This window comes from Micromonospora sp. CB01531 (genome assembly GCF_001905095.1).
Lineage (GTDB): Bacteria > Actinomycetota > Actinomycetes > Mycobacteriales > Micromonosporaceae > Micromonospora.
In genome coordinates, this window is the sequence record NZ_LWLS01000081.1 from 16,069 (window position 1) to 42,392 (window position 26,324).

The window sequence follows — 26,324 nt, forward strand, 5'->3', positions numbered from 1 at the left end:
GCTGACGTCTCGCCCGTTGCTGAGGCGAGGACGGGTCACGCAGCGGGCAGGCCGATGAGGTCGGCCATCAGGGCGGTCTGGTGGTCGAAGTACTCGTCGCGGTGCGGGATGACCCCGTTCAGCCGCCCGAACAAGTCGAAGCTGATCAGCCCGAAGAGCTGGGTCCAGCCGGCCAGGCCGCGGGCCAGCAGCGCCTCCGGCACGCCGGGGGAGAAGCTGGCGGCCAGCTCGGCGAGGTCGGCGCGGACCGGCTCGGGCAGCTCCTCGTCGGTCGGGCTGAGCCGGCCGGCGGCCAGGCCGTCGCGGAGGATGCCGACCAGGGTCAGCGGGGGCCGCGCCGCCGGTGCGACGGTGTCCTCGGGGGCCGCGTACCCGGGGACCGGGCTGCCGTAGAGCAGCGCGTATTCGGCGGGGTGGACCAACGCCCAGGCCCGGGCGGCCCCGCACGCGGCGTGCCAGCGTCCGCGCAGGTCGGCCCGGTCGACGGCGGCGTCGGCCGCCTCCACCGCCTCGCCGAGGGCGTCGTACGCCTCGAGGATCAGCGCGGTGAGCAGGTCGTCCCGGCTGGGGAAGTAGCGGTAGATCGCCGAGGAGACCATGCCCATGTCGCGGGCGACCGCGCGCAGGGAGAGGTTCGCGCCGTCGGTGGCGAGATGGCGGCGGGCCACCGCCTTGATCTCGTCGATCATGCCGGCACGGACCCGGGCGCGGAGCGTGTGAGCCACCATCCCCCCACTCTGCCACGGCCGAGAGCGCTAATCAAAACCAAGAGCGGTGCTCTTGACAGTGAGCGGCGCGCGGACCATGCTGGGGAGGTCTTGGAGAGAGCACCGATCTCGGATTGGATCCATGCTTCGAAGGGTGGCCTCATGGCCCTGCACGTGATCGTCGGCGCCGGACCCGTCGGCACCGCCACCGCCCGCCTCCTCGCCGAACGGGGCGACCAGGTGCGGGTGGTGACCCGCCGCGGCACCGGACCCGAGCACCCGGCGGTCGAGCGGGTCGCCGCCGACGCCGCCGACCCCGCCCGGCTGACCGCGCTGACCGAGGGCGCGGTCGCACTGCACAACTGCGCCAACCCGGCGTACCACCGGTGGCCGGTGGACTGGCCGCCGCTGGCCGCCGCGCTGCTCACCGCCGCCGAGCGGACCGGCGCGGTGCTCGCCACCGTCGGCAACCTCTACGGGTACGGCCCGGTCGACGGCCCGATGACCGAGGCGACCCCGCCGGCCGCGACCGGCACCAAGGGGCGGGTGCGAAACCGGATGTGGGCCGACGCGCTCGCCGCGCACCGGGCCGGCCGGGCCCGGGTCACCGAGGTGCGCGGCTCCGACTACCTCGGCGTCGGCGGCACCTCGCTGGCGATGATGGTGCTGCCCCGGGCGCTCGCCGGCCGGCGGGTCTTCCTGCCGGTGGACTGGGACGCCCCGCACACCTGGACGTACATCCCGGACGTCGCCCGTACCCTGGTCGCCGCCGCGACCGACGAGCGGGCCTGGGGGCGGGCCTGGCACGTGCCCAGCGGGCCGGCGGTACCGATGCGGGACCTGGCCGTCCGCGCGGCGGCCCTGACCGGCGCGCCGGCGCCGAAGCTGACCCGGATGCCCTACCCGGTGCTCTGGCTCGGCGGCCTCGCCAACCCGATGGCCCGTGAGCTGCGGGAGACCGCCTACCAGTTCGACCGGCCGTACCTGATGGACTCGTCAGCCGCCACCGCCACCCTGGGCATCGAGCCGACCCCGCTGGACCAGGCGATCAAGGAGACGGTGGCGGGGCTGCGCGGCTGACCGTCAGCTTCAGCGGCGGTCCGAGCGCGGCGACGAGGACCGCGACCAGGGTCAGCGCCGCGCCGAGCAGGGTGGCCGGCCCGGGGTGCGAGGCCGCCGTCGGCAGCACCACGTCCAGCAGGACCGCGCCGACGATTTGCCCGGCGATGGTGGCCAGGCCGAGCAGCAGTACCCCGGTGAACCGGACGATGGCGGCGGCCAGCGCGATGAACACGATGCCGATCGGGCCACCCAGATAGAGCCAGGGCTCGCTGGGCAGGGCGCCGCCCGGGCGGCCCCGGACCGCCACCTCCACGGCGAAGGTGGCGAGCAACGCGACGGTGCCGACGGTGAAGTTGACCAGGGTGGCGGCCAGGGCGCTGCCGGAGGCTCCCCGGACCTGGCCGTTCACCGCCTGCTGCCAGGCGATGCCCACCCCGGCCGCCAGCGGCAGCAGGGCCAGCGCCAGGGCGCGCGGGTCGCCGAGCCGGCCGCTCACCGCCAGCAGCACGGCCAGCACGGTGAGCACCGCGCCGACCAGCCGGTTCGGGGTGACCGGCTGGCGGCCGGTCGGGCCGATGCCGGCCCGGTCCACCAGCAGGCTGCTGCCGGACTGCCCGGCCACCACGGCGACGGTGAACACGGCCACCCCGAGCGTGCCGATGGTCAGCCCCTGGGTGGCCACCAGAAACGCGCCGCACACCCCGCCGAGGCACTGCCATGGCCGCAGGGAGCCCGCGCGCAGCGCCGCCCGGAGGGCGGCCAGTCCCCGCCGGCCGCCCGGGGTGCCGAGGACCAGCACCAGCAGCACGAGCAGGCCGAGGCCGAACGAGACCACTGCGGCGGCGATCCCGTCGGCCAGGCGTACGCCCAACTCGCCGTTGATCCGGGACTGGACGGCCACCGCGACCCCCGAGGCGGTGGCCAGCCCGACGCCGGCGATCCGCCGCGCAGCCGACAGCGTGGGGGGCGCCGCCGTCCCGGTCGCGGTCACTCCTGCTCGGCCAAGGGTCGTCCGTCGAAGTCGACCGCCGAGTAGAGGGCAAGCTTCTCCAGCCGGTGGTACGAGTCGATCACCCGGATCGTGCCGCTCTTGGAGCGCATCACGATCGACTGCGTGTACGCCCCGCCGGCCCGGTAGCGCACGCCACGCAGCAGGTCGCCGGAGGTCACACCGGTGGCCACGAAGAAGCAGTTGTCCCCGGTGACCAGGTCGTCGGTGAACAGCACCCGGTCCAGGTCGTGCCCGGCGGCGAGCGCCCTCTCCCGCTCCTCGGCGTCCTTCGGCCAGAGCTTGGCCTGCATCATGCCGCCCATGCACTTGAGCGCGCAGGCCGCGGTGATGCCCTCCGGGGTGCCGCCGATGCCCATCAGCACGTCGACGTCCGACTCGCCACGGGCGGCGGCGATGGCACCCGCGATGTCGCCGTCGGAGATGAACCGGATGCCCGCCCCGGTACGCCGGATCTGCTTCACCAGGTCGTCGTGGCGGGACCGGTCCAGCACGCAGACCGTCACCTCGGCGACGTCGGTGCCCTTGACCTTGGCGATCCGGCGGATGTTCTCGGCCACCCCGGCGTTGATGTCGACCACCTCGGCGTACATCGGGCCGACGGCGAGCTTCTCCATGTAGAAGACGGCACTCGGGTCGAACATCGCGCCACGCTCGGCGACCGCGAGCACCGCGAGCGCGTTCGGCATGCCCTTGCTCATCAGGGTGGTGCCGTCGATCGGATCGACCGCCACGTCGACCTCGGGACCGGTTCCGTCACCGACCTCCTCGCCGTTGAAGAGCATCGGGGCGTTGTCCTTCTCGCCCTCGCCGATCACCACGACCCCGCGCATCGGGATCGAGTTGATCAGCTTGCGCATGGCGTCGACGGCTGCCCCGTCGCCGCCCTCCTTGTCGCCCCGGCCGACCCAGCGGCCGGCCGCCATCGCCGCGGCCTCGGTGACCCGGACCAGGTCGAGGGCGAGGTTGCGGTCGAGGTTCTGCGGGGTCCGCGTCCTGGTGGTTGTCATCACGGCTTCCTCCTCGCGACGTTGCGGGGTGGGCCGGCACGCTGCGGCCGTCGCCGCCGCCGGCTATGTCGCTGATCCTCACACGATGACACCTCGCGTGCTGGGTCGGGGCGGAGGAGGCCAGGATCACGTCACCCGGACGGCTGCGAGAATGGGCGGGTGGAAGCCGCACACCCTGCCGATCGCGTACCGACCGACGCCACCCCGCCGGACGGCCAGCCACCCGTCCGGTCGACCGCCGGGCCGACCCCTCCGACGGCCGGCGAGCCCGCCCTCGTGGAGTCGTCGGGCGGGTTAGCGCCGCTGGCCGACGCGGGCGACCACGCCGCGCCGCCCGCGCGGAAGGACCGGGCGCGCTCCGAGCGGTCGCCGCGGGACATGGCGCTCTCGCTGCTGGTGCTCCTGGTCCCGATCGCGCTGCTGCTCGCCTTCTACCGAGGCGTCCTGGGTGGGGACGAGCCGGCCACGGTCGACCCGGCACCTGCCATCGAGCAGGCCCGGTCGGCGGGCGCCTTCCCGGTCAGCCCGCCGGAGGGGCTGAGTTCCGGCTGGCGTACGGTCAGCGCGCGCTACCAGGCCGAGGCGGGCGGCGGGACGCTGCGGATCGGCTACCTGACCCCGGAGGGGCGCGGCGCGCAGCTCGTGGAGAGCAACGTGCCCGCCGACAAGCTGCTCCCCGCCGAGCTGAAAGGTGGCCAGCCGCAGGGGCCGGCCGACCTGGCCGACGGTAGCTGGCAGCGGTACACCGCTCGGGGCAACGAGCAGGCCCTCGTCCTGCTGGAACCGAACCGGACGGTGATCGTCGTGGGCGATGCCCGGGACAACGAGCTCCGCCAGCTCGCCACCGCCGTGCGCTGATCCGCCCGTTTCCGGTGCCCCCCGAGGGCCGGGGCCGGTCCGCTAGGCTGCCCGGGCCGGACAAACTGGCACGCATCACGCGTCCGCACCAAACACCGGAAAGAGAACAACGTGAACATTCGACGGTGGAGCGTCGGCGTCCTCGCCGCCGCCCTGTTCGTCCCTGGTCTGGCCGCCTGCAAGTCCGAGGCCGGCTCGCCGACCGCCGACAGCAAGTCCGCCGCCGCGGGGATTCCGGCGGACCCGAAGGAGGCGCTCGCCGCCGCCACCAAGGAGATCCAGAAGGGCAACTTCACCTTCGGCATCAAGGGTGGTGAGTTCAACGGCAGCGGGACCGTACACATGCCGTCCAAGAGCGCCGAGATGAAGCTGGAGAGCGGGCAGACGGCCAACGACGACCTCGCCATGTCGATGCACCTCGTGTTCATCGACGCCGACAGCTGGGTCAAGCTCGAGCTCGCCGGGGCGATGGCCGACGCCGTCCCCGGCTTCAAGGCGATGAAGGGCAAGTTCCAGCACCTGGACCGCAGCAAGATCAAGGACGCCAAGGAGCTGAACTTCGACTTCACCGACGTCGACCCGGCGGGCGCCGACAAGATGATCAAGGCGATCACCGACGTCAAGCAGACCGGCGAGGGCACGTACGCGGGCACGATCGACGCCACCAAGGCGAGCGACTCCGACCTGCTCGACGCCGAGACCGTCAAGGCGCTCGGCGCACAGGCCAGCGCCGTGCCGTTCACCGCGAAGCTCGACGCGCAGGGCCGGCTGACCGAGTTCGCCGTCCAGGTGCCCGCCGCCGGCGGCGCCGAGGCGCAGGCCGTGACCGTCACGTACGCCGACTACGGCAGCGCCGCCGCCGTCCAGGCGCCCCCGGCCGGCCAGGTCGTCGAGGCGTCCGACCAGCTGTACCAGATGTTCCAGGGCTGATCCGGGTGCGGGTGGGGGGCGGCGTCGGTCCGTCCCCACCCGACGCGGGGTCGTTCGCCCGGAACGGACAGGGATTGCCGAAGGCCGCTTCCGGGAACAGATGAGGGCACGAGCCCGCCGGGGCGCGACGCCGGCCGGACGGGGCTCGTGCGCCGCAGCCGGCGTCAGGGCAGCGGCGCCCGCCTCCGGCACCTCCGTGGGCCGGACGACCCACCTGGAGAGTTCACGTGAAGATTCGACGCTTCAGCGCGGCGGCCTTCGCCGCGGCACTGCTCAGCCCCGCCCTGGCCGCTTGCAACGACAACGGGACCGGCACCGCGGGGGCCACGGCGTCCCCGAGCGTCTCCGGCAGCGTCGCGCCGAGCGCTACGTCCGGCGACGCCAAGCAGGCCCTGCTCAACTCCACGAACGCGATCCGCGACGGCAACTTCCGGTTCAGCATGTCCGGCGCCGGCTCCACCGCGGAGGGGCAGGTGCACGAGCCGAGCCAGAGCGCGGAGATGCGGATGACGATCGGTGAGCCGACGTCCGACCTGATGATGAAGCTGGACCTGATCCACTACAAGCCGGACAGCTGGGTGAAGCTGGAGCTGGGCGGCAAGGCCGCGAGCAGCGTGCCCGGCGTGCAGAAGCTCAACCTCGGCAAGTACCAGCACCTCGACCAGAGCCGGATCAAGGGCAACCGGGCCCTGGGCTTCGACTTCGACCAGATCGACCCGGCCGGCAGCGCCGTGCTCACCCAGGGCATCACCGAGGTTCGCCAGACCGGCGAGGGCACGTACGCGGGCACCGTCGACGTGTCCAAGGCGGCTGAGGCGGGCTCGCTCGACCCGGCGGTGATCACCGCGCTCGGCGCGCAGGCGCAGTCGGTGCCGTTCACCGCCAAGGTCGACCCGCAGGGGCGGCTCAGCGAACTGGTCATGCAGATCCCCGCCGCCGGCCAGAGCGCCGCGCAGGACATCAAGATCACCTACACCGACTACGGCAACGCCAGCGCGGCGCAGAAGCCCCCGGCCGACCAGGTCGTCGAGGCGCCGCCGGAGTTCTACAACCTGTTCAATTGAGCACGACGTCGACGGGGCGGCCCCGGCCGCCCCGTCGGCCGTCCACCCAGGTCACTCCTCGGCGCGCTGCCGGGTGGCGTCGATGCGGGCCCGCGCCCCGTCCAGCCAGCGCTGGCAGGTCTCGGCGAGCTGCTCGCCGCGCTCCCAGAGCGCCAGCGACTCCTCCAGCGAGGTGCCGCCGGCCTCCAGCCGCTCCACCACGCCGGCCAGTTCGGCACGGGCCTGCTCGTAGCTGAGCCGCTCGTCCTTCTTCGCGTCAGTCATCGGCTCCCATCCCAACACATCGCTCAGCCGTCCACGGTCGCGGTGAGCTCACCCTCGGCGAGGCGGACCCGCAGTGGGTCACCCTTGGCCACCTCGGACGCGGCGCGCAGCACGTGGCCGTCGGCGCGCTGGACGATCGCGTACCCCCGGTCGAGGGTCGCCGCGGGAGAGAGCGCGCGCAGCCGGGCCAGGGTGTGGCGCAGGTCGTCGGCGGCACCGCTGAGCCGGTGCTCCAGGCAGCGCCCGGCCCGGTCGCGCAGCGCGGCGACGTCGGCGGCCCGCTGGTCGACCATCACCTGCGGGCGGGCCAGCACCGGGCGGGACCGCAGCAGGTCGAGGCGGTGCTGCTCCCGGTCGACCAGGTTGCGGACCGCCCGCTCCAGCCGGGACCGGGCCTGGCCGATGAGGCGTACCTCCTCGGTGAGGTCGGGGACGATCCGCTTCGCCGCGTCCGTCGGCGTCGAGGCGCGGACGTCGGCGACGTAGTCGAGCAGCGGCGCGTCCGTCTCGTGGCCGATCGCGCTGACCACCGGGGTACGGCAGGCGAAGACCGCGCGGCAGAGTGCCTCGTCGGAGAAGGGCAGCAGGTCCTCGATGCTGCCGCCGCCCCGGGCGATGATGATCACATCGATGCTCGGATCCGTGTCGAGCACCTTGAGCGCGTCGACGATCTGTGGCACCGCGCTCGGCCCCTGCACGGCGACGTTGACCGTGCGGAACTCCACCGCCGGCCAGCGCCGCCGGGCGTTGGTCAGCACGTCCCGCTCGGCGGCCGAGGCGCGGCCGGTGATCAGGCCGATCCGGCCGGGCAGGAACGGCGGCCGGCGCTTGCGGGCCCGGTCGAAGAGCCCCTCCGCGGCCAGCAGCTTCTTGAGCTTCTCCAGCCGCGCCAGCAGCTCGCCGAGCCCGACCTGGCGGATCTCGTCGGCGCGCAGGCTGAGCGTGCCCCGGGCAGCGTAGAACTCGGGCTTGGCGTGCAGCACCACCCGGGCGCCCTCGCGCAGCTCCGGTGCGCCCGCGTCGAGCACGTCCCGGTTGGTGGTCACGGTCAGGCTGAGGTCGGCCGAGGGATCACGCAGGGTGAGGAAGACGGTGGTCGCGCCGGGCCGGCGGCTGATCTGCGCGACCTGCCCGTCCACCCAGACCCAGCCCAGCCGGGCGATCCAGGCGCCGATCTTCTGGCTGACCACCCGGACCGGCCACGGCTCCTCGGACGTGCTCCGCCCCACCTCCGCGCCGCCCCGCCCGACTTCGCCGCCCCGCCCCACCTCGCTGCCCCGCCCCTCGCTCACCCGCCCACCCTACGGCCCGGGGCCGACACCACCCGCGTCGATCATGAGGTTGACGGCGATGTCGATCTCCCCTGCCGCCGCCAACCTCATGATCGACGGTCCAGGCGGGGGCGGCCGGCGCGGTGTCAGACGGGCCGTGCTGGAGGTGTCGCAGGGGTGCGCGGGCGCTGCCGGGGAAAAATCGGGCACGTACGATGGTCGGGTGACTGAGGTTGAGGCGACTCCCCGGACCGGCAAGCGCGTGCTCCTGGCCAAGCCCCGCGGCTACTGTGCGGGCGTGGATCGGGCGGTGCAGACCGTCGAGGAGGCGCTGCGGCTCTACGGCGCCCCGATCTACGTCCGCAAGCAGATCGTGCACAACAAGCACGTCGTGCAGACCCTGGAGGCCCAGGGGGCGATCTTCGTGGAGGAGAACGAGGAGGTGCCGGAGGGCGCCACCGTCATCTTCTCCGCGCACGGCGTGGCCCCCGAGGTGTACGAGCAGGCGAAGGCGCGCTCGCTCAAGGCGATCGACGCGACCTGCCCGCTGGTCACCAAGGTGCACCAGGAGGCCCGGCGGTTCGCGGCCGAGGACTACGACATCCTGCTGATCGGCCACGAGGGGCACGAGGAGGTCGTCGGCACCGCCGGTGAGGCTCCCGCGCACATCCAGCTGGTGGACGGGCCGGACGGCGTCGACAAGGTCACCGTGCGCGACCCCAGCAAGGTCGTCTGGCTCTCCCAGACCACCCTCTCGGTGGACGAGACGCTGGAGACCGTCGCCCGGCTCAGGCAGAAGCTGCCGCTGCTCCAGTCGCCGCCCAGCGACGACATCTGCTACGCCACCTCCAACCGGCAGCACGTGGTGAAGGAGATCGCCCCCGACTGCGACGTGGTGATCGTGGTGGGCTCGCGCAACTCCTCCAACTCCGTACGCCTGGTCGAGGTGGCCCTGGACGCCGGCGCCCGGGCCGGGCACCTGGTCGACTTCGCCCACGAGATCGACGACGCCTGGCTCGCCGGCGCCCGTACGGTCGGCGTCACCTCCGGCGCCAGCGTGCCGGACGATCTGGTCCAGCAGGTGCTCGCGCACCTGGCCGAGCGGGGCTTCACCGACGTCGAGGAGGTCACCACCGCCAACGAGCGGCTGACCTTCTCGCTGCCGCAGGAGCTCAAGCGGGACCTGAAGGCCGCCGCGGCCGCCCGCGGCTGACCCGCCGGAACGGATCGGCGGCCCGGTACGTCCAACCGCTCATGAACACTCCTCGGACGGCGATCGTCGCCCTGCTCGCCTGCGTCGCCCTGGGCGCGTGCGCCAGCCCGGGCGCCGACCCCGCCAGCCTCGGCCCGACGGGAGCCGCCCCGGTGACCAGCACGCCCAGCCCCGACCCCAGCGTCAGCCCGACCGACCCGACAGCTCCCACGACGGGTGGGCCGTCGAGCGGCGCCACCACCACGCTCACCGGCACGCTGCAGGCCGGGGTGGAGCCGGGCTGCCTGCTGCTCGACGGCAACCTGCTGGTCGGCGGCCCGCGCGACGTGCTGAAGGCGGGTGCCCGGGTGACCGTCACCGGCCATTCCCAGCCCAACCTGATGACCACCTGCCAGCAGGGCACCCCCTTCGTGGTGGAGTCCGCCCGCCCGGCCTGATCCAGATAAGACAGGAGGCCCGCCCCCACGTCGGGGACGGGCCTCCTGTCTTGTTGTCGAAGCGTCAGCCGACGTTGCGTACCACGACGTCACCGCTGCCGATGAGGATGTTGGTGTCGGTGCGGACCTGCACCGTGCCGTAGAGCACGCGGCCGGTCGCCGGGGCGGCCTTCACGGTTACCGACCCGGGCACGATCCACGAGGTGCCGCTGGGGCGCGGCGCGTTCGCGTCGCTCACCGCGACGGAGCCGAAGGTCGGGTTCGTGAAGACGTCGACGTAGTCGTAGCTGGTCGAGCCGGCGGGCACCGAGTACCCGTCGACACGGACCTTCCAGGCACCGGCCGCCGGGTTGGAGATGGTCACCGACTCCTCGGAGTCGCCGTCGGCGCTGCGTCCGGCCTCCACGCAGGTCCCGGACGTGCAGTTGAGCACGTACAGGTCGAGGTCGGCGGCCGGGTCGGCGGTCCCGCCGATGGTGGCCCGCAGCTGGGTCGACCCCGGAGTGACGGTCAGGTCGTACTCCTGGACGGTCCGGTTGGCGATGGTGAACGGACCCTGCCGGGCGCTGCCCAGCGTGCCGCCGACCGCCCGGCCGGTGAACGAACCGAGCGTGCTGGTCAGCGAGTACGACCGGGTCACCGGCACGTCCGGCTTGGCGGAATCGATCACGTCGGGGTTCGGGGTGACGGTCGCACCGAGAACCGAGGCGGTCAGCGTGAACTTGGTCCACTCCGCGTCCGAGGTACGTCGGCCGTCCACGGTGACCTCCCAGACCCCGGCGAGGGGGTTGGAGGTCGTGCGGCTGTTCGGCGAGCCGGTGGCGCAGGCGCCCGCGGCCGGGACGAAGCAGGAGGTGGACGCGTTGTCGTCGATGTTGACGCCGTACGGGTGGTAGCGCAGGAACCGCGCCTGGCCGGAGCCCGGCTCGGTGGACGGGCCGGTGAAGTCCACCTTCAGCGCGGGCGTGCCCGCCGGTACCCGGAAGAAGTAGCGCAGCGACTGGTTACGGCCGACCTTGCCGTTGATCGTCACCTGGTAGTTGTCCGCCGCGGCGAACGTGTACGGGGCGATCACGGTGTTCATGGTCTGGTAGTCGACGCCGGTGGTCGCCGGGTCGTCCAGCCGCAGGATCGCCGAGTGCGCACCCGGCGACGCCGGGTTGATCGCGACGGGCACCTCGACGGGCTTGTTCAGCGGCAGAGCCACCGACGTGCCGGAGGAGAAGGTGCCGTCGTTGCCGATCCAGGACAGGTCGTAGGTGACGGCCGGCGACCCGCCGGTGGTGCGGGTGAAGGTGTAGGTGCGGGTGTACTTGCGGCCCACCGTCACGCCTTCGCGGTCGTAGATGCCGACCCCGACACCGGGGGTGGCGAGGAAGCCGGAGAGCACCGTGTTCACCGGGACCGAGGAGGTGATGTCCACGGTCTTGATGTTCATGCGCAGCAGCTCGTACGCGGCCGGCACGTTGATCAGGCCGGCGCCCTGCTCGTACGCGCCGATGTCGTCGAGGAACCGGGCCGAGGACATCATGGCCTGCCGGAGCTGGGCCGGCTTGCGCTGGAAGCCCTCCGCCTTGGCGGCGCCGACGAGCAGCGCCCCGGCGCCGGTGGCCTGCGGCGCGGCCATCGAGGTGCCGTTGAGCATGGCGTAGCCCGGGGGCAGCGGGTACGTGCCCGCGACCGGGCCGCCCGGCTGCCAGGTCGGGGTGCTGGAGATGGCCGAGCCGGGCGCGACGAGGTTGGGCTTGAAACCGCCGTCCTCGCGCGGCCCACGGGAGCTGTAGTAGTGCAGGTTGTCCCGGTTCGACGAGCTGGAGCCGTAGTTGGCCCGCCAGGTGGCGTCGGTGATGTACGAGCCGACGCTGACGACCTTCTCCGCCACCGACGGGTCACCGACGGTGTTGGTGCCGGGCCCGCTGTTGCCGGCCGAGATGAACATCTGCACCTTGTACTGCTCGATGAGGCGGTTGTAGAGCAGCGCGCGGGTGTTGTTGCCGTCGTTGAGCGACGGCAGGCCGCCGATCGACATGTTGATGACGTCCACGTTCGCCTGCTTGGCCGCGTAGATCATGCCCTCGATCAGGGCGTGCGAGGTGCAGCCCGCGACGAAGAGGCAGACCCGAACGGAGACCAGCTTGGCGCCCGGGGCGACACCGGTCATCTTGCCGCCGAACAGTCCGTTGGCGGCAGTGATGCCGGCGACGTGCGAGCCGTGCTGGCCGGACACGATGCCGATGTTGACGAACTTGTTCTTGCCGTCGACCTGCACGACGAACGGCATCGCCTCGGCGATCGGGGTCGCCGGGTTGTCGGTGCCGAAGGTGCCGACGTCGTTGCGGACCTTGTAGTCGGTCATCGGGGTCTGGTCGGCGAAGGAGCCGTCCTGGTTGGTGTCGACCCAGACGGTCTTGTTGCCGTCCCAGAGCACCCCGAAGAGGCCGCTGCTGCCGGCCGGGTTGCCGTCCCGGTTGACGTCGTTGCCGACCTCACCGCCGAGCGTGGCGGCGCGCTCGTTGAAGACGCCGAACCGGTAGGAGCCGGCGCCTGGCGCGGTCCAGGTGCGGCCGTCGACGGCGAAACTCGGGCCGGAGACGTTCGTGGTCATGCTGACCCAGGTCGGGTCAGCGTCGTCGGTCGGCGAGGTCGCGGTGACCCAGTCGATGATCTTGCGCTCGCCGGTGGTCGTCTTCTGCAGTGCCGGGTGCGCCAGGTCGACGCCGGTGTCGAGGATGCCGATGGTGACGCCGCGCCCGTCGAGCGTGGGGTGCTGGGCCACGAACTGCGCCGCTCCCATGTCGCGGGTCGGCATGTACGGGTTGTCGGCGGGTGTGTCGGGGCCCGGCGCGGGCTGGGGCGCCGGCGACTCGCTGCCGTCCGGGCGGGGGTCGGGCAGCGGCACCGCTGCATCGATCTCCACCGTCTGCACGCCGCTCAGCCGCGCGATCTGGTCGGCCCGGTCGGTGGCCACGCTGGCGCGCAGGTAGCCCAGGTCGTCGTCGCGGTAGCCGATGGTCGCACCGAGCGCGGCGAGGCGGCCGGCGACGGCGCTGGACTGGCCCTCCTGTGCGCCGACCAGCACGTCGACGCTCTGCTGGCCCTGCTGCTTCGCCTCGGCCAGTCGATCCTGGTCGGTCGGGCTCCATCCGGCCTTGGGCACCTCGGGCGAGGGCTCGGCGAGGGCGGGGCCGCCGGCGGAGGTCAGCGTCAGGGCGCCGGCGGTCAGCATCGACGCGAGGATCGCGGCGGGTATGCGCCTGCGTCTGATGGGGGTATTGCTCACGTTCTCTTCCTCCGAAGGGGGCAAGGGAGGGCGGGTGCCAAGTTGGACGGGGCGGATTGGCGCGACCGTCACTGCTCCAGCGACCGATGTCACAGCTCCGTTACATCGAACGGGCCGCCACGCAACAGTGGCGTAAGTCATTGCCTAACGGCAACCAAAAATGGACACGCCCGGATGTCGATCGGCCATAACGAAGCAGCCGCTCGGTGAGCCAGGGGATCGGCTGAACGGCAGGAGCCCGCCCTGGGCGCAGACTCGCCCGTCGCCAACACCCCGGGTGGGCGCGGACCTGAGAACGGGGACGGGCCACCCACGGACCGGCCCGCGCGCTCAGTGGGCCGGGCGGTGATCTCGCTCGGCGGCGGCGGTCGGTTCATCGACCGCCCGTAGCGTGGCCGACCGGAGCGCGGTCGGGCCCGCCGACCCGGCCAGCTCCGGCGCCTGCGGCTGGCGCGGTGCCACCTCGACCTGAGCCGGAGCGGTCAGCTCCTGGTCGGAGACGCCCAGCTCGGCCAGCTTGCGGGCGCTGACCAGCACCCGTGCCTCCAGTGAGCCCACCGCCCGGTTGTACGCGGTCACCGCCCCGCCCAGCGACGCACCCAGCTTGCCGACGTGGTCGCCCAGGGTGGACAGCCGCCCGTACAGCTCGCGGGCCAGCAGGTGCACCGTGGCCGCGTTGCGGGCCAGCGCCTCCTGCCGCCACGAATACGCCACCGTGCGCAGCAGCGCCACCAGGGTGGCCGGCGTGGCCAGCACGACGTTGCGGGCGAACGCGTGCTCCAGCAGCGTCGGGTCGCGCTGCAACGCCACGTCGAGGAACGGGTCCGCCGGCACGAAGAGCACCACGAACTCGGGCGACGGGTCGAACGCGGCCCAGTAGGACTTGGCGGCCAGCGCGTCCACGTGCGCCCGCAGGTGTCGTGCGTGCGCGTCGAGGTGGGTGTCCCGCCCCCGCTCGTCGCGCGCCTCCATGGCGGTCAGGTACGCGTCGAAGGGCGCCTTGGCGTCGACCACCACCGTCCGGCCGCCGTGCAGCCGGACCACCAGGTCGGGGCGTACCCCCTGATGGTCGGTGGCACCAGTGACCTGCTCGGAGAAGTCGCAGTGCTCCAGCATCCCGGCCGCCTCGACGATCCGGCGGAGCTGGTGCTCGCCCCACCGGCCGCGGACCTGCGGGGCGCGCAGCGCCGCGACGAGCTGCTTGGTCTCGGTGCGCAGCTCCCCGGAGACCGTGCTCATCGCCCGCACCTGCTCGCGCAGCTCCGCGTACGCGTCGACCCGGTCGCGTTCCAGCTCGGCGACCCGCTGCTCGTAGCGCCGGAGGGTGTCGTGCAGCGGGGCCACCGCCCGCGCCACGGCCTCCTGCGACTGGGCGGTCGCCTCGTAGCTGAGCGCCCGCATCGACTGCTCCAGCCGTCCCTCGCCCTCCCGGGTGGCGGCGAGGGTCGCCTCCAGCCGGGCGATCTGGGTCGCCGAGCGGGACCGGGCGGCCAGCCAGCCCACCGCGCCGCCCGCGGCGAGACAGATGATCACCACGGCCAGCGTTGCGATGCTCGTCACCCTCCGAAGCTTGCCAAACAGGTACGACGTGACCCCCGTGGGTACCGTCGAGTCATGAAAGTTGGGCTGTGGTTCGTCCTGGTGCTGATGCTCGGGGGTGCCTACGTGTTCTGGCGGTGGGGTAGCAGGTCCCGCGAGGCCACCGAGCTGGCCGACGCGCGGGCCGAGGCGCAGCGCTGGTACGAGCGGCTCGGCGGGCAGCTCATGAACCTGCACGGCGACACCCCGGCGGTACGCCAGGCGCTGGCCGACGCGGGCGAGCGGTACAACGCGGCCGGCTCACAGCTGGAGCAGGCGCGTACCCCGCGCCAGTTCGCGCTGGCCCGGGAGACCGCGCTGGAGGGGTTGGCGTACATCCGGGCGGCCCGGACCGCGCTGGGCATCGACCCGGGGCCGGACCTGCCGCCGCTGGCCGCCGCCCGGGGTGCCGGGACGCTCACCAAGGAGCGCGAGGTCAACGTCCAGGGGCAGACCTACCGGGCCGGGCCGCAGCCGGGCAGCGGCACGCCCTACTACTACCCCGGCGGCCACTGGCAGGGCCGGCGGGTGCCCGCCGGCTGGTACTCGACGCCGTGGTGGAAGACCGCGCTCGGCACCGGCGCCGGGGTGCTCGGCGGCCTGCTGATCGCCGACGCGCTCTTCTCGCCCGCCTTCGCCGACCCGGGCTACGGCTACGAGGCCGGCTACCAGGAGGGCTTCCAGGACGGGTTCGGCGACGGCCAGGACTACGGCGACCAGTTCGCCGGCGACCAGGGCGGCAACGACTTCAGCGGCGACCAGTTCGCCGGCGGCCAGGGCGGCGGCGACTTCCCCGGCTACGGTGGCGGCGACTTCTCCGGCTACAGCGGCGGCGACTTCGGCGGAGGCGACTTCGGCGGCGGGGACTTCGGCGGCGGCGGCGACTGGTGACCCCGCCAGGCCTCGCGCACCGCTAGCCGGCGCCCGCCACCTCCCCGATCTGGCGGGGTTGACGCGGCGCGGATGCCACCCCCTCGCCGCTCGGGCGCGGCGGCGAGCACCGGTCCCGCCACCTGGCCGACCGGGCGCGGCGGAGTGCGGCGGGCCGGCTGTCAGCCGGTGTTGCGCATGCCGGCGGCGATGCCGTTGACCGTGGTGAGCAGCGCCCGCTCCAGCGCCGTACCGTCGTTGGGGGCCCGGCGGCCGCCGGGCGCGGTCGCCACCGCGCGGCCCGCCGCGCCGGAGTCCCGGTACTGGCGCAGCAGCGCCACCTGGAGGTGGTGCAGCGGCTCCAAGTAGGTGTCCCGCACCGCCAGGGTCCGCTGGAGGACGGGCGAGTTGTCCAGCAGGGCCGGCGAGGCGGTGACGGCCAGCACCTCCTGCTTGGTCAGCTCGTACTCCTGCCCGATCTTGTCGAAGATCGGGTGCAGCTTCTTCGGGACCAGGGTCTCCACGTACCGGCGGGCGATGGTGAGATCGGTCTTCGTCAGCATCATCTCCACGTTCGACAGGAACGTGCGGAAGAAGTGCCAGTTCCGGTGCATCTCGGCGAGCACGTCGTCCAGGCCGGCGGCGCGCGCGGCGGCCAGCCCGGCCCCGACGCCGAACCAGCCGGGGACGATCTGCCGGGTCTGGGTCCAGCCGAACACCCACGGGATGGCCCGCAGGCCGGCCAGGCCGGCGCCGGTGTTCGGCCGCTTCGCCGGGCGGGAACCGATGTTCAACTGGCCCAGCAGCTCGGTCGGGGTGGAGGCCCAGAAGTACGCGGGCAGGTCCGGGTCCTCGACCAGCGAACGGTACGACCGGAACGCCGCCTCGGAGACCACGTCCATGGTGGCGTCCCAGCGTTCCAGCATCTCGGCCGGCTGCCGGGGGGCGGTGTGCAGCAGCGTCGCCTGGAGCACCGCGGCCACGGTCAGCTCCAGGTTCTCCCGGGCCAGCGCGGGCAGCGTGTACTTGTCGGAGATGACCTCGCCCTGCTCGGTGACCTTGATCGCGCCGTCCAGCGTGCCGTACGGCTGGGCCAGGATAGCGTCGTGGGTGGGGCCGCCGCCCCGGCCGACCGTGCCGCCCCGGCCGTGGAAGAGCCGCAGGTGTACGCCGTGCCGGGCGGCCACGTCGCGCAGGGCGCGCTGGGCCCGGTGGATGGACCACTGGCTGGTGGTGATGCCGGCCTCCTTGTTGGAGTCGGAGTAGCCCAGCATCACCTCCTGCACGTCGCCCCGGGCCGCGACGAGCGCCCGGTACGCCGGCAGCGACAGCAGCTCGTCCAGCAGTTCGCCGCCGGCGTTCAGCTCGGCCGGGGTCTCCAGCAGCGGCACGAAGCCGATCCGGGCCCGGCCGCTGTGCACGTCGATCAGGCCGGCCTCGCGGGCCAGCACCACCGCGGCGAGCACGTCGTCCACGCCGAGGGTCATCGAGATGATGTACGACTCGATCACCTCGGTGCCGAACCGGTCCTGGGCCTCGCGGATGGCCCCGAACACGCCGAACGTCTTCCGCGCGGTCTCGGTGAGCGGCGTGTCCAGGGTGGAGAGCGGCCGGCGTCCGGTCAGCTCGTCGGCGAGCAGCTTGGTGCGCTCCAGCCGGCTCAGCGACGGGTAGTCGGACACCTCGCCGACCGCCCCGTAGAGCTGGGCGAGGACGGCGTGATGCGCCTCGGCGTGCTCGCGGACGTCCATGGTCGCCAGGTGCAGCCCGAACGCGGAGACCGTACGGATCGTCGAGGCGAGCCGGCCCACGGCGGTGAGCTGCCCGGAGTTGCGGGCCAGTGAGGCACGCAGCAACTCCAGGTCGACGATCAGCTCGGCGGACCCGCGGTAGTCCCGCCCCGGCACGTGCGGGGTGCCGTTGCGCAGCCGCTCCCGGGTGTTGGTCAGCTTCGCCTTCACGCACCGCGCCTTGAGGCGGTAGGGCTCCTCGGCGTTGACCCGGCGGAACCGGGGCGCCACCTCGGGCAGCGCGTCCAGATCGGTGGCGAGGCTGGCGGAGAGATCGAGGGAGACCGCGCGCAGCCGGCGAGAGACGGAAACCTCGCTGATGAGCTCGTCCATCGCCTTCTCGGTGGCCTCGATGCCGTGCTCGTGCTGGATCTGCAGCACCTCTCGGGTGACCGTCGGGGTGACGAAGGGATTGCCGTCGCGGTCGCCGCCGATCCAGGTGCCGAAGGTCAGCGGGCGGGCGGTCGGCGACGTCTCCACGCCCAGGGTGCGGAGCGTGTCGGCGAGGTCGTCGAGGACCTGCGGGGCGGCCTCGGCGTGCAGGTCCCGCAGGTAGTAGATCGCGTTGCGGGCCTCGTCGGTCGGGTCGGGCCGGTCCAGCCGCAGCTCGTCGGTCTGCCACATCAGGTCCAGCAGTTCGGCCAGGCGCCGGTTGGCCGGGCCCTCGTCGCTGGCCCCGTAGAGGATGGCGTTGGCGGTCTCGGCGTCCAACTCGTCGGCGATGGCGCGCAGCTTGGACAGGATCGACCGGCGGGCCGCCTCGGTCGGGTGGGCGGTGAAGACCGGGCGTACCGCCAGGCGGCGGGCCACCGAGGCGATCTCCTCGGCCGGCACCCCGCGCTCGGCGATCATCTTGGCCGCCTGGTCCAGCCAGCCGCCGTGCATGGCCCGGCGCCGGCGCAGGTCACGGGCCCGGTGCACCTGCTCGGTGATGTTGGCCAGGTGGAAGTAGGTGGAGAAGGCGCGGGCCAGCTTCGTGCCGGTGGTGACGTCGAGGCCGGCGAGGCGCTGCGCGGCGGCGGGGGCGTCGGAGCGGACCTGGGCGCGGATCTCCTCGACCAGGTCGAGCAGCGGCCGGCCCTCCTGGCGGGCGAGGGTCTGCCCGAGCAGGGTGCCGAGGCGGCGGATGTCGGCCCGGAGAGCGGCGTCGGGCCCTTCGTGGTCGTGCTGGTCGGTCACGGTGCGCTCCTTACGCGAGTACGAAGGACAGCGCTGTCCGACTCCCTGGATCGTATCCGTGTGCGCCCCGGTGTCAGGAGGGGGACGGGGTGATGATCTGCACTCCGGGACGGATCGACGGGCTCAGCCATCGGTGGCCGGTCCGCCGGGTAGGACCGGGCGGACCCGCGCGGCGCGGACGGCGCGCCGGTGCGCCCGGAAGATCGTCGCGGTGACCAGCCCGAGGATCCCGAGCAGGACCCAGAGCGCCAACCCCACCAGCGGCCAGCGCCCCGCCCGCCAGTCGAAGTAGACCGCCGACTTGAGCAGGTCGGTGGCCAGCCCGGTCACGTTCCACCGGTGCATCCCGCGCAGGAAGGTCGGCAGGAACTCCGGGGCGTAGATGCCGCCCGAGCCAGGATTGCCGAGCACCACCAGCAGCAGGATCACCAGGCCGGTACCGAGCAGTCCCAGCCACCCCTGCACCGCCGCGGCGACCATGCCGGCGGCGAACACGGTGAGCGCGCCGACCAGGAAGACCGCCAGGACCTGGTGGGCCCAGATGCCCATCACCGGCCCGACCAGCACCGCGCCGATGATGCCGAGCAGCACGGAGTGCACCGCGAGGGTGGCGATCCGCAGGCCGGCGCGGCGCAGGCTGCGGGGCGCGGTGCCGAGCGAGATACCCAGGGCAGTGGACGCCAGGTAGCCGCCGAGCACCAGGCCGACCGCGAGGTAGAACGGCACCAGCCCACGCGGGTCGTCGGCGGAGACGGGCACCTCGTCGGTGACCTGGAGCGGCAGGTTGGCCTGCCCGGCGGCCTGGATGAGCACCTTGGTGACCAGGTCGGTGGCGGTGGGCGCGCCGGCGCTGGCGGTGGCCAGGGTCAGGCCGCCGCCCGGGTCGGTGTGCAGCACCGCGTAGACCTCGCGGGACCGCAGGGCGTCGAGGGCACGGTCCTGGTCGTCGTACTGGACGGGTTTGATGGTGTCGGTTCGGCTGCGGACGGCGGCCAGCACCGCTTGGGCGCGCTGGTCGCTGCGGGCCACCCCGACCGGCACGTCGCGCGGGGTCGGCTTGTGCAGCGCCCCGACGTACGCCGCGATGAACGCGGTGGCCAGGGCGAGCGTGCCGACCAGCAGCGCGGCCGCGCGCGGCAGCCAGTCGCGTACCGGAAGCTCCGGCCCCTGATCGCCCACGTGGCCAGCCTAGGGCGGCGCTTCGCCCGGGTTGTGCGGTTTGGCCGCCCTGTCCGGTGACCCTTCGGGGGCGACGGCGTGCCGGCACGAGCGCCCGCCGGCCGGACGGACGCCCGGAAAACCCGCTGGCCCCGGCCGATAGCGTCGGGGGCATGACGTCGTTGCGATACCCCGCCAAGCCGAAGCCGGGCGACCGGGTCGCCGTGGTCTCCCCGTCCGCCGGGCTGCCGGGCCTTTTCCCCCACGTGTACGAGCTGGGGCTGCGCCGGCTGCGCGAGGAGTTCGGAATGGAGCCGGTGGAGTATCCGACGACCCGGCAGTTGGGCGCCGACCCGCGGGACCGGGCGCGGGACCTGACCGCCGCCTTCGCCGACCCGACGATCACCGCCGTGCTCGCCACCGTCGGCGGGGACGACCTGATCACGGTCACGCCGCATCTCGACGACGCGGTGCTGCGGGCCAACCCGAAGCCGTACTACGGCTACTCGGACAACACCAACGTCCTCAACCACCTCTACCGGCTGGGCATGGTGGCGTACCACGGCGGGTCAGTCCTGGTGCACCTCGGCCGGCCGGGCAAGCCGCACCCGCTGACCTTCGACTCGCTGCGCGCCGCCCTGTTCACCTCCGGCTGGTACGAGCTGACCCCGGCCGCCGAGTGGGGCGACCAGCCGAACGACTGGCGGGACCCGTCCACCCTGGCGTACGAGCCGGTGATGTTCCCCGGCGCCGGGTGGCGCTGGCAGGGGCCGGCGACCGTGGTGCAGGGCCGCACCTGGGGCGGCAACCTGGAGATCCTGCACTGGTTGCTGGCCACTGACCGGGTCGGTGCGGTGGCGGACCACGCGGGTGAGGTGCTGATCATCGAGACGTCGGAGGAGTTGCCCTCGGCCACCGAGGTGTTCCGGATCCTGCGCAACATGGGCGAGCGGGAGCTGCTCGCCGGCTTCCCGGCGGTGCTGGTGGGCCGCGCCAAGGCGTGGGAGTTCGACAAGCCGCACACGGTGGAGCAGCGACGGGAGTGGGGCGAGGCGCAGCGGGAGGCGATCACCCGGGCGCTGGCGGACTACGCCGAGGATCCAGTGGTGGTCTTCGACGTCGATCTCGGGCACACCGATCCGCAGCTGATCATCCCGTACGGCGGGGAGGTCCGGGTCGACGCGATCGAGCGCCGCATCTCGGTGCGCTACTGACCGCCCCGGACGAACACGCCGGCGCCCGGTGCGCCTTCCACGAGCCCGCGTGCCTTGAGCCAGTCGATGGCGGAGCGCACCACCTGGCGGGACACGTCGAACTCGGCGCAGAGTTCGGTGCCGGAGGGCAGCTTCGCGCCCGGCGGGTACTCGCCGGATTCAATGCGCTCGGTCAGGGTGTCGATGAGGCGTTGCTTCTTCGTGTACGCAGGCATGGGTTGACTTCCGTGGCAGGTACCGCCCATGTGATCACGGCTGCCGCCGCCGAGCCGCACATCGACTCCAGTTGCGCGATATCGCGGTCTCTGCCCGGAGTGGATACCGCAACATCGCGCATCTGGAGTGGACCTTGACCACGGCGAGCGGTGCCGGACCGGGCGAGCATCGGATCAGGCGTCGACGATGGCGAAGGCGCGGACCGGGAAGGTGCCCATGCCGGCCACCCGCGGCGGCGCGGCGGTGAACCGGAACCCCTCCGGAGGCAGGGCCGCCAGGCCGGTCAGGTGCTCCACGATCGGGATGCCGGCGGCGAGCAGGGCGCTGTGCGCGGGGCGCTCGCCGGCCGCCGCCGGGGTCATGTCGTCGATGTTGATCGAGTCGATGCCGATCAGGGACGCGCCCGCGTCGACCAGCCAGTCGGCACCGTCCCGGGCCAGGTAGGGCGCGCCGGGGCCGGCGTACCGGTCGGTGCCGAAGTGCGTGTCCCACCCGGTGTGCAGCAGCACCGCCCGCCCCGCCACGTCGTACGGGGCCAGCATCAGCCGGTCCACGGACCGGGTGCCGGGCGGTACCCGGACCACGATCCCGGGCAGGTCGGCGAGGCGGTCGAGCGGGGTTCCGGCCAGGTCGGCCCCGTCGGCCCAACGGTGGGCGGGCGTGTCGAGGTAGGTGCCGGTATTGGCGATCATGTCGATCCGGGCGACGTGGAACTCGACGCCCGAGGCGTAGTTCGCCCGGGACGCGTCCCGGGTGAGCCAGTCGGTGATCCGCGGTGCCGGCCAGCCGGGCAGGGTGATCATCCCGTCGGTGATCACGTGGCTCAGCTCGACAAGTCGCCGGCTGCCGTCGCCGGCCGGAACGGCGACCGCCCGGCCGCCCTTGTGCGGCTCCTCGACGACCGTCCGGTTGGTGATCCGCACCTCGCCCACCATGAGCAGGCCGAGGTGCCGGACGAGGAGCGCGCCCAGCGTCGCGTCGTCTATCTCCGGGCCGGGGACGTCCAACCGGAACCCCTCGGTCCGCAACCCGCCGCCGTTGGCGAAGACGACCTCCGCGTCGAAGACCGCCCGGTACTCCGCTGCCATACCGTCACCGCACCACGCCCTCCCGCCCGTGGTCAAGATCCTTCCCAGCCACCCGCCACCATCGCCCCGCCACGGGAGCGCCCACTTTCCCGGAAGTAGTGGTCTCCCGAGCGCTGGAGGCCACTACTTCCGGGAATTAGTGCGGATCTTGGGCGCGATGCGGTGCGCGCGGGCCCGGGGCGCGGATCTTGGAGGCGGTGCGGGATGCGGGGACCCGGGGCGCGAATCTTGGGCGGGGCGCGGTGGGCGTGCGGATCTTGGGAGCGGGGGCGGGCGCAGGCGGGCGCGGGGCGCGGGGCGCGGGTGGGCGGCGGCTGGGGCCCGGAATGTCCGGGGAGGGGGATAGTCTCGAACGGTGCACCCCCCGTCCGGCTGGACGCGGGGTCGTCGCCGTGCGTTGACCTCCTGGATGTGATCACAGATGCTCACCGGACTCTTCTCCGCCGCCCTGGCCGACCCGGGGTTGGCCCGGGCGCGTGACCTGGCGCGCTCCGGTGCCGCGCAGGTCGACGGCCTCGACCTCACCGCTCCGGCCGCGCTGCGTCCGTTCGCGGTGGCGGCCGTCGCCGCGGACGAGCCGGTGGGCGGCGCCGGGCGGCCAGTGCTTGCCGTCACCGCCACCACCCGGGAGGCCGAGGACCTGGCGTCCGCGCTGGGCAGCCTGCTGCCGCCGGAGCAGGTGGCGATCTTCCCGTCCTGGGAGACGCTGCCACACGAGCGGCTCTCGCCCCGCTCCGACACCGTCGGGCGGCGGTTGGCCGTGCTGCGCCGGTTGGCGCACCCCGAGTCGGCCGACGCGCACGGGCGGACCGGGCCGCTGCGGGTGGTGGTGGCGCCCGTCCGGTCGCTGCTGCAGCCGCAGCTCAAGGGGCTCGGCGACCTGGAGCCGGTGCAGCTCACCGCCGGTGACGAGGCGGACCTGGAGGAGGTCGCCCGCCGGCTCACCGACATGGCGTACGCCCGGGTCGACCTGGTGACCAAGCGGGGCGAGTTCGCCGTCCGGGGCGGCATCCTGGACGTCTTCCCGCCCACCGACGAGCACCCGTCCCGGGTCGAGTTCTGGGGCGACGAGGTCGAGGAGATTCGCACCTTCGCAGTCGCCGACCAGCGGACCATCGAGCAGGTTCCGCAGCTCTGGGCGCCGCCGTGCCGGGAGCTGCTGCTCACCCCGGCGGTGCGCCGGCGGGCCGCCGCGCTGGCCGAGGAGCACCCCGAGCTGGCCGAGATCCTCGACAAGCTGGCCGAGGGCATCCCGGTCGAGGGGATGGAGTCGCTCGCCCCGGCGCTGATCGGCGCCGGCTCGATGGAGCTGCTGCTGGACTGCATGCCGGCCGGCACCCACGTGCTGCTCTGCGACCCGGAGCGGATCCGCACCCGGGCGCACGACCTGGTGCGTACCTCCGATGAGTTCCTCCAGGCGAGCTGGGCCGCGGCCGCCGTCGGGGGGCAGGCCCCGGTCGACCTCGGCGCCGCCGCCTTCCGGACCCTGGCCGACGTACGCACGGCCGCCCGCGCCCTGCGCCAGCCCTGGTGGACCCTCGCGCCGTTCGGGCTGGTGGAGGCGGAGGCCGCGCCCGCCCGGCAGCCCTGGGAGGACGAGCCCACCGAGGTCGACGTGACCCCCGACGACGCGATCGCGGTGATCCTGGCCGCCCAGCCGGCGCCGCTCTACCACGGCGAGACCGCCCGGGTGGTCGACGACCTCAAGCGCTGGGCCGGCGAGGGCTGGTCGATCGCGCTGGTCTTCGAGGGGCACGGCCCCGCCCAGCGGGCCGTCGAGGTGCTCCGCGACGCCGGGCTCGGCGCCCGGCTCACCGAGGAGGTGCCCGCCGCGCCCGCCCCCGGCGAGCTGCTGGTCTCCTGCGGCTGCCTGACCGCCGGCTTCGTCGACGAGGCGTCCCGGTTCGTGCTGCTCACCGGCAACGACGTGACCGGCGGCCGGGGCGCCTCCACCCGGGACATGCGCAAACTGCCCAGCCGACGGCGCAACACGATCGACCCGCTGGAGCTCAAGGCCGGCGACCACGTGGTGCACGAGCAGCACGGCATCGGCCGGTACGTCGAGCTGGTGCAGCGCACGGTCAACGGCGCCTCCCGGGAATACCTGGTCATCGAGTACGCCCCGAGCAAGCGCGGCCAGCCGGGCGACCGGCTCTTCGTCCCCACCGACCAGCTCGACCAGCTCTCCCGGTACGTCGGCGGCGAGCAGCCCACCCTGCACAAGATGGGCGGCTCGGACTGGCAGAAGTCGAAGGCGCGCGCCCGCAAGGCGGTCCGCGAGATCGCCGCCCAGCTCATCCAGCTCTATGCCGCCCGCAAGGCGTCCAAGGGGCACGCGTTCGGCGCCGACACCCCGTGGCAGCGGGAGCTGGAGGACGCCTTCCCCTGGCAGGAGACGCCGGACCAGCTCGCGGCGATCGAAGAGGTCAAGCGGGACATGGAGCAGACGGTCCCGATGGACCGCCTGATCTGCGGCGACGTCGGGTACGGCAAGACCGAGATCGCGGTCCGCGCGGCGTTCAAGGCGGTGCAGGACGGCAAGCAGGTGGCCGTGCTGGTGCCCACCACCCTGCTCGTGCAGCAGCACTACAACACGTTCGCCGAGCGGATGAGCCAGTTCCCGATCACCATCCGGCAGCTGTCCCGGTTCCAGACGCCGAAGGAGGCCGAGCAGACGCTGGCGATGGTCGCCGACGGCACCGCCGACATCGTCATCGGCACCCACCGGCTGCTCCAGGCGGCCACCCGGTTCAAGCAGCTCGGCCTGGTCATCATCGACGAGGAGCAGCGCTTCGGCGTCGAGCACAAGGAGCACCTGAAGACCCTGCGCGCCTCGGTCGACGTGCTGGCCATGTCGGCCACCCCGATCCCGCGCACGCTGGAGATGGCGATCACCGGCATCCGGGAGATGTCCACCATCGCCACCCCGCCGGAGGAGCGGCACCCGGTGCTCACCGCCGTCGGGGCGTATGACGAGCGGCAGGTGGCCGCCGCCGTGCACCGCGAGCTGCTCCGCGACGGTCAGGTGTTCTACCTGCACAACCGGGTCGAGTCGATCGAGCGGGCGGCCCGCCGGATCCGCGAGCTGGTGCCCGAGGCCCGGGTCGCGGTGGCGCACGGCCAGATGGGCGAGGAAGCGCTCGAGAAGGTGATGGTCGGCTTCTGGGAGAAGGATTTCGACGTCCTGGTCTGCACCACGATCGTGGAGTCCGGCATCGACATCCCGAACGCGAACACGCTGATCGTGGAGCGGGCCGACCTGCTCGGCCTGGCCCAGCTGCACCAGATCCGGGGCCGGGTCGGCCGCGGTCGGGAAAGGGCGTACTCGTACTTCCTCTATCCCGCGGACCGGCCGCTGACCGAGAACGCGCACGAGCGGCTGACCACCATCGCCCAGCACACCGAGCTGGGCGCCGGCATGTACGTGGCGATGAAGGACCTGGAGATCCGGGGCGCCGGCAACCTGCTGGGCGGCGAGCAGTCCGGCCACATCGAGGGCGTCGGCTTCGACCTGTACGTCCGGATGGTCGGCGAGGCGGTCTCCGCCTTCAAGGGCGAGCACGCGGAGGAGGAGACCGAGGTCAAGGTGGACCTGCCGGTCGACGCGCACCTGCCGCACGACTACGTCGGCGTGGAGAGGCTGCGCCTGGAGATGTACCGCAAGCTCGCCGAGGCCCGCGACGAGGAGCGGCTGCGCGAGGTGGTCGCCGAGATGACCGACCGCTACGGCGAACCGCCCGCGCCGGTGCAGAACCTGGTCGCGGTGGCCCGGTTCCGGCTGCTGGCCCGGCAGTACGGCCTGGCCGACGTCTCGATGCAGGGCAAGCACATCCGGTTCAGCCCGCTGCCGCTGCCCGACTCGAAGCAGCTGCGGCTCAAGCGCTACCACCCGGATTCGGTCTACAAGCAGGCGCTCGACCAGGTCAGCGTGCCCCGGCCGAGCACCCGCCGGGTCGGCGGCGAGCCGCTGCGCGACCAAGCGCTGCTGGAGTGGTGCGCCCAACTTCTCAGGGACGTGCTGGGCGAGCCGGTCGCGGCGCAGCCGGCCGGAGCGGCGGCCCGATGAGCGCGGCGGGCGGGGGACAGCCGGTCGGAGCGGCGGCGCGGTGAGCCCCGGCGGGGTGGG

At 73.1% G+C, this 26,324-nt stretch carries 20 protein-coding genes; 9 read left to right on the forward strand and 11 right to left on the reverse strand.

The genetic code is table 11. The annotated features are described in order from the left end of the window. Positions 1-35 precede the first annotated feature (35 nt). On the reverse strand, positions 36-728 hold the full coding sequence (locus A6A27_RS23535; RefSeq protein WP_073836828.1) for a TetR/AcrR family transcriptional regulator: 693 nt from the start codon (positions 726-728) through the stop codon (positions 36-38). 141 nt (positions 729-869) lie between these two features. Here A6A27_RS23535 and A6A27_RS23540 point away from each other — a divergent pair, with 141 nt between their 5' ends. Further along, positions 870-1,787, forward strand: a complete 918-nt coding sequence (locus A6A27_RS23540; RefSeq protein ID WP_073836829.1) for an NAD-dependent epimerase/dehydratase family protein — start codon at positions 870-872, stop codon at positions 1,785-1,787. On the opposite strand, the gene A6A27_RS23545 is transcribed toward A6A27_RS23540, so the two are convergent. Further along, positions 1,756-2,760, reverse strand: coding sequence for a DMT family transporter (locus A6A27_RS23545; RefSeq protein WP_073836830.1), 1,005 nt, complete (start codon positions 2,758-2,760; stop codon positions 1,756-1,758). The two genes, A6A27_RS23540 and A6A27_RS23545, sit on opposite strands and share 32 nt — an antisense overlap. Further along, positions 2,757-3,788 (reverse strand): class II fructose-bisphosphatase, encoded by a 1,032-nt coding sequence (gene glpX / locus A6A27_RS23550; protein ID WP_073836831.1) that lies wholly within the window; start codon positions 3,786-3,788, stop codon positions 2,757-2,759. Before glpX ends, A6A27_RS23545 begins: the two co-directional genes overlap by 4 nt. Positions 3,789-3,947: 159 nt before the next feature. Here glpX and A6A27_RS23555 point away from each other — a divergent pair, with 159 nt between their 5' ends. The 3 genes from A6A27_RS23555 (at position 3,948) to A6A27_RS23565 (ending at position 6,640) form a co-directional block, all read left to right on the forward strand. Continuing rightward, entirely contained in the window at positions 3,948-4,646 is a 699-nt protein-coding gene (locus A6A27_RS23555) for a DUF4245 domain-containing protein (RefSeq protein ID WP_073836832.1), read from the forward strand. A 111-nt stretch (positions 4,647-4,757) separates the two neighbouring features. Continuing rightward, positions 4,758-5,576, forward strand: coding sequence for a hypothetical protein (locus tag A6A27_RS23560; protein WP_073836833.1), 819 nt, complete (start codon positions 4,758-4,760; stop codon positions 5,574-5,576). A gap of 227 nt (positions 5,577-5,803) precedes the next feature. Further along, positions 5,804-6,640: a hypothetical protein gene (locus tag A6A27_RS23565; RefSeq protein ID WP_073836834.1), complete on the forward strand. Its 837-nt coding sequence runs from the start codon at positions 5,804-5,806 to the stop codon at positions 6,638-6,640. A gap of 51 nt (positions 6,641-6,691) precedes the next feature. On the opposite strand, the gene A6A27_RS23570 is transcribed toward A6A27_RS23565, so the two are convergent. Both A6A27_RS23570 and xseA read right to left on the reverse strand, forming a co-directional pair. Beyond that, the gene (locus A6A27_RS23570; protein WP_073836835.1) at positions 6,692-6,904 is read right to left on the reverse strand and encodes an exodeoxyribonuclease VII small subunit; all 213 of its coding nucleotides are present in this window, start codon (positions 6,902-6,904) and stop codon (positions 6,692-6,694) included. Between the two features lie 23 nt (positions 6,905-6,927). Next, positions 6,928-8,172, reverse strand: a complete 1,245-nt coding sequence (xseA, locus tag A6A27_RS23575) for an exodeoxyribonuclease VII large subunit (RefSeq protein WP_443189996.1) — start codon at positions 8,170-8,172, stop codon at positions 6,928-6,930. Between the two features lie 226 nt (positions 8,173-8,398). On the opposite strand from xseA, the gene A6A27_RS23580 reads away from it, so the two are divergent. Both A6A27_RS23580 and A6A27_RS23585 read left to right on the forward strand, forming a co-directional pair. Then, positions 8,399-9,388 (forward strand): 4-hydroxy-3-methylbut-2-enyl diphosphate reductase, encoded by a 990-nt coding sequence (locus tag A6A27_RS23580; RefSeq protein ID WP_073836865.1) that lies wholly within the window; start codon positions 8,399-8,401, stop codon positions 9,386-9,388. Between the two features lie 41 nt (positions 9,389-9,429). Then, positions 9,430-9,825, forward strand: a complete 396-nt coding sequence (locus tag A6A27_RS23585) for a hypothetical protein (protein ID WP_073836836.1) — start codon at positions 9,430-9,432, stop codon at positions 9,823-9,825. Positions 9,826-9,889: 64 nt separating this feature from the next. On the opposite strand, the gene A6A27_RS23590 is transcribed toward A6A27_RS23585, so the two are convergent. Together A6A27_RS23590 and A6A27_RS23595 are read right to left on the reverse strand one after the other, a co-directional pair. Next, on the reverse strand, positions 9,890-13,105 hold the full coding sequence (locus A6A27_RS23590) for a S8 family serine peptidase (RefSeq protein WP_241825419.1): 3,216 nt from the start codon (positions 13,103-13,105) through the stop codon (positions 9,890-9,892). Between the two features lie 330 nt (positions 13,106-13,435). After that, entirely contained in the window at positions 13,436-14,665 is a 1,230-nt protein-coding gene (locus A6A27_RS23595) for a DNA recombination protein RmuC (RefSeq protein WP_083672796.1), read from the reverse strand. A 54-nt stretch (positions 14,666-14,719) separates the two neighbouring features. Between A6A27_RS23595 and A6A27_RS23600 the strand changes: the two genes are divergently transcribed. Beyond that, entirely contained in the window at positions 14,720-15,574 is an 855-nt protein-coding gene (locus tag A6A27_RS23600) for a hypothetical protein (RefSeq protein WP_073836838.1), read from the forward strand. Positions 15,575-15,735: 161 nt separating this feature from the next. Here A6A27_RS23600 and ppc read toward each other — a convergent pair whose 3' ends face one another. Together ppc and A6A27_RS23610 are read right to left on the reverse strand one after the other, a co-directional pair. Beyond that, positions 15,736-18,522 (reverse strand): phosphoenolpyruvate carboxylase, encoded by a 2,787-nt coding sequence (ppc, locus tag A6A27_RS23605; protein ID WP_073836839.1) that lies wholly within the window; start codon positions 18,520-18,522, stop codon positions 15,736-15,738. 123 nt (positions 18,523-18,645) lie between these two features. After that, positions 18,646-19,701: a hypothetical protein gene (locus tag A6A27_RS23610; RefSeq protein ID WP_073836840.1), complete on the reverse strand. Its 1,056-nt coding sequence runs from the start codon at positions 19,699-19,701 to the stop codon at positions 18,646-18,648. A gap of 152 nt (positions 19,702-19,853) precedes the next feature. On the opposite strand from A6A27_RS23610, the gene A6A27_RS23615 reads away from it, so the two are divergent. Next, positions 19,854-20,894 (forward strand): S66 family peptidase, encoded by a 1,041-nt coding sequence (locus A6A27_RS23615; protein ID WP_073836841.1) that lies wholly within the window; start codon positions 19,854-19,856, stop codon positions 20,892-20,894. On the opposite strand, the gene A6A27_RS23620 is transcribed toward A6A27_RS23615, so the two are convergent. Then, positions 20,888-21,109: a winged helix-turn-helix domain-containing protein gene (locus A6A27_RS23620; protein ID WP_083672797.1), complete on the reverse strand. Its 222-nt coding sequence runs from the start codon at positions 21,107-21,109 to the stop codon at positions 20,888-20,890. The genes A6A27_RS23615 and A6A27_RS23620 overlap by 7 nt on opposite strands. 174 nt (positions 21,110-21,283) lie before the next feature. Further along, positions 21,284-22,198 carry a cyclase family protein gene (locus A6A27_RS23625; protein WP_073836842.1) on the reverse strand — a complete coding sequence of 305 codons (915 nt, stop codon included), beginning with the start codon at positions 22,196-22,198 and terminating at the stop codon, positions 21,284-21,286. 421 nt (positions 22,199-22,619) lie between these two features. On the opposite strand from A6A27_RS23625, the gene mfd reads away from it, so the two are divergent. Then, on the forward strand, positions 22,620-26,264 hold the full coding sequence (gene mfd / locus A6A27_RS23630; RefSeq protein WP_073836843.1) for a transcription-repair coupling factor: 3,645 nt from the start codon (positions 22,620-22,622) through the stop codon (positions 26,262-26,264). Positions 26,265-26,324: the final 60 nt, after the last annotated feature.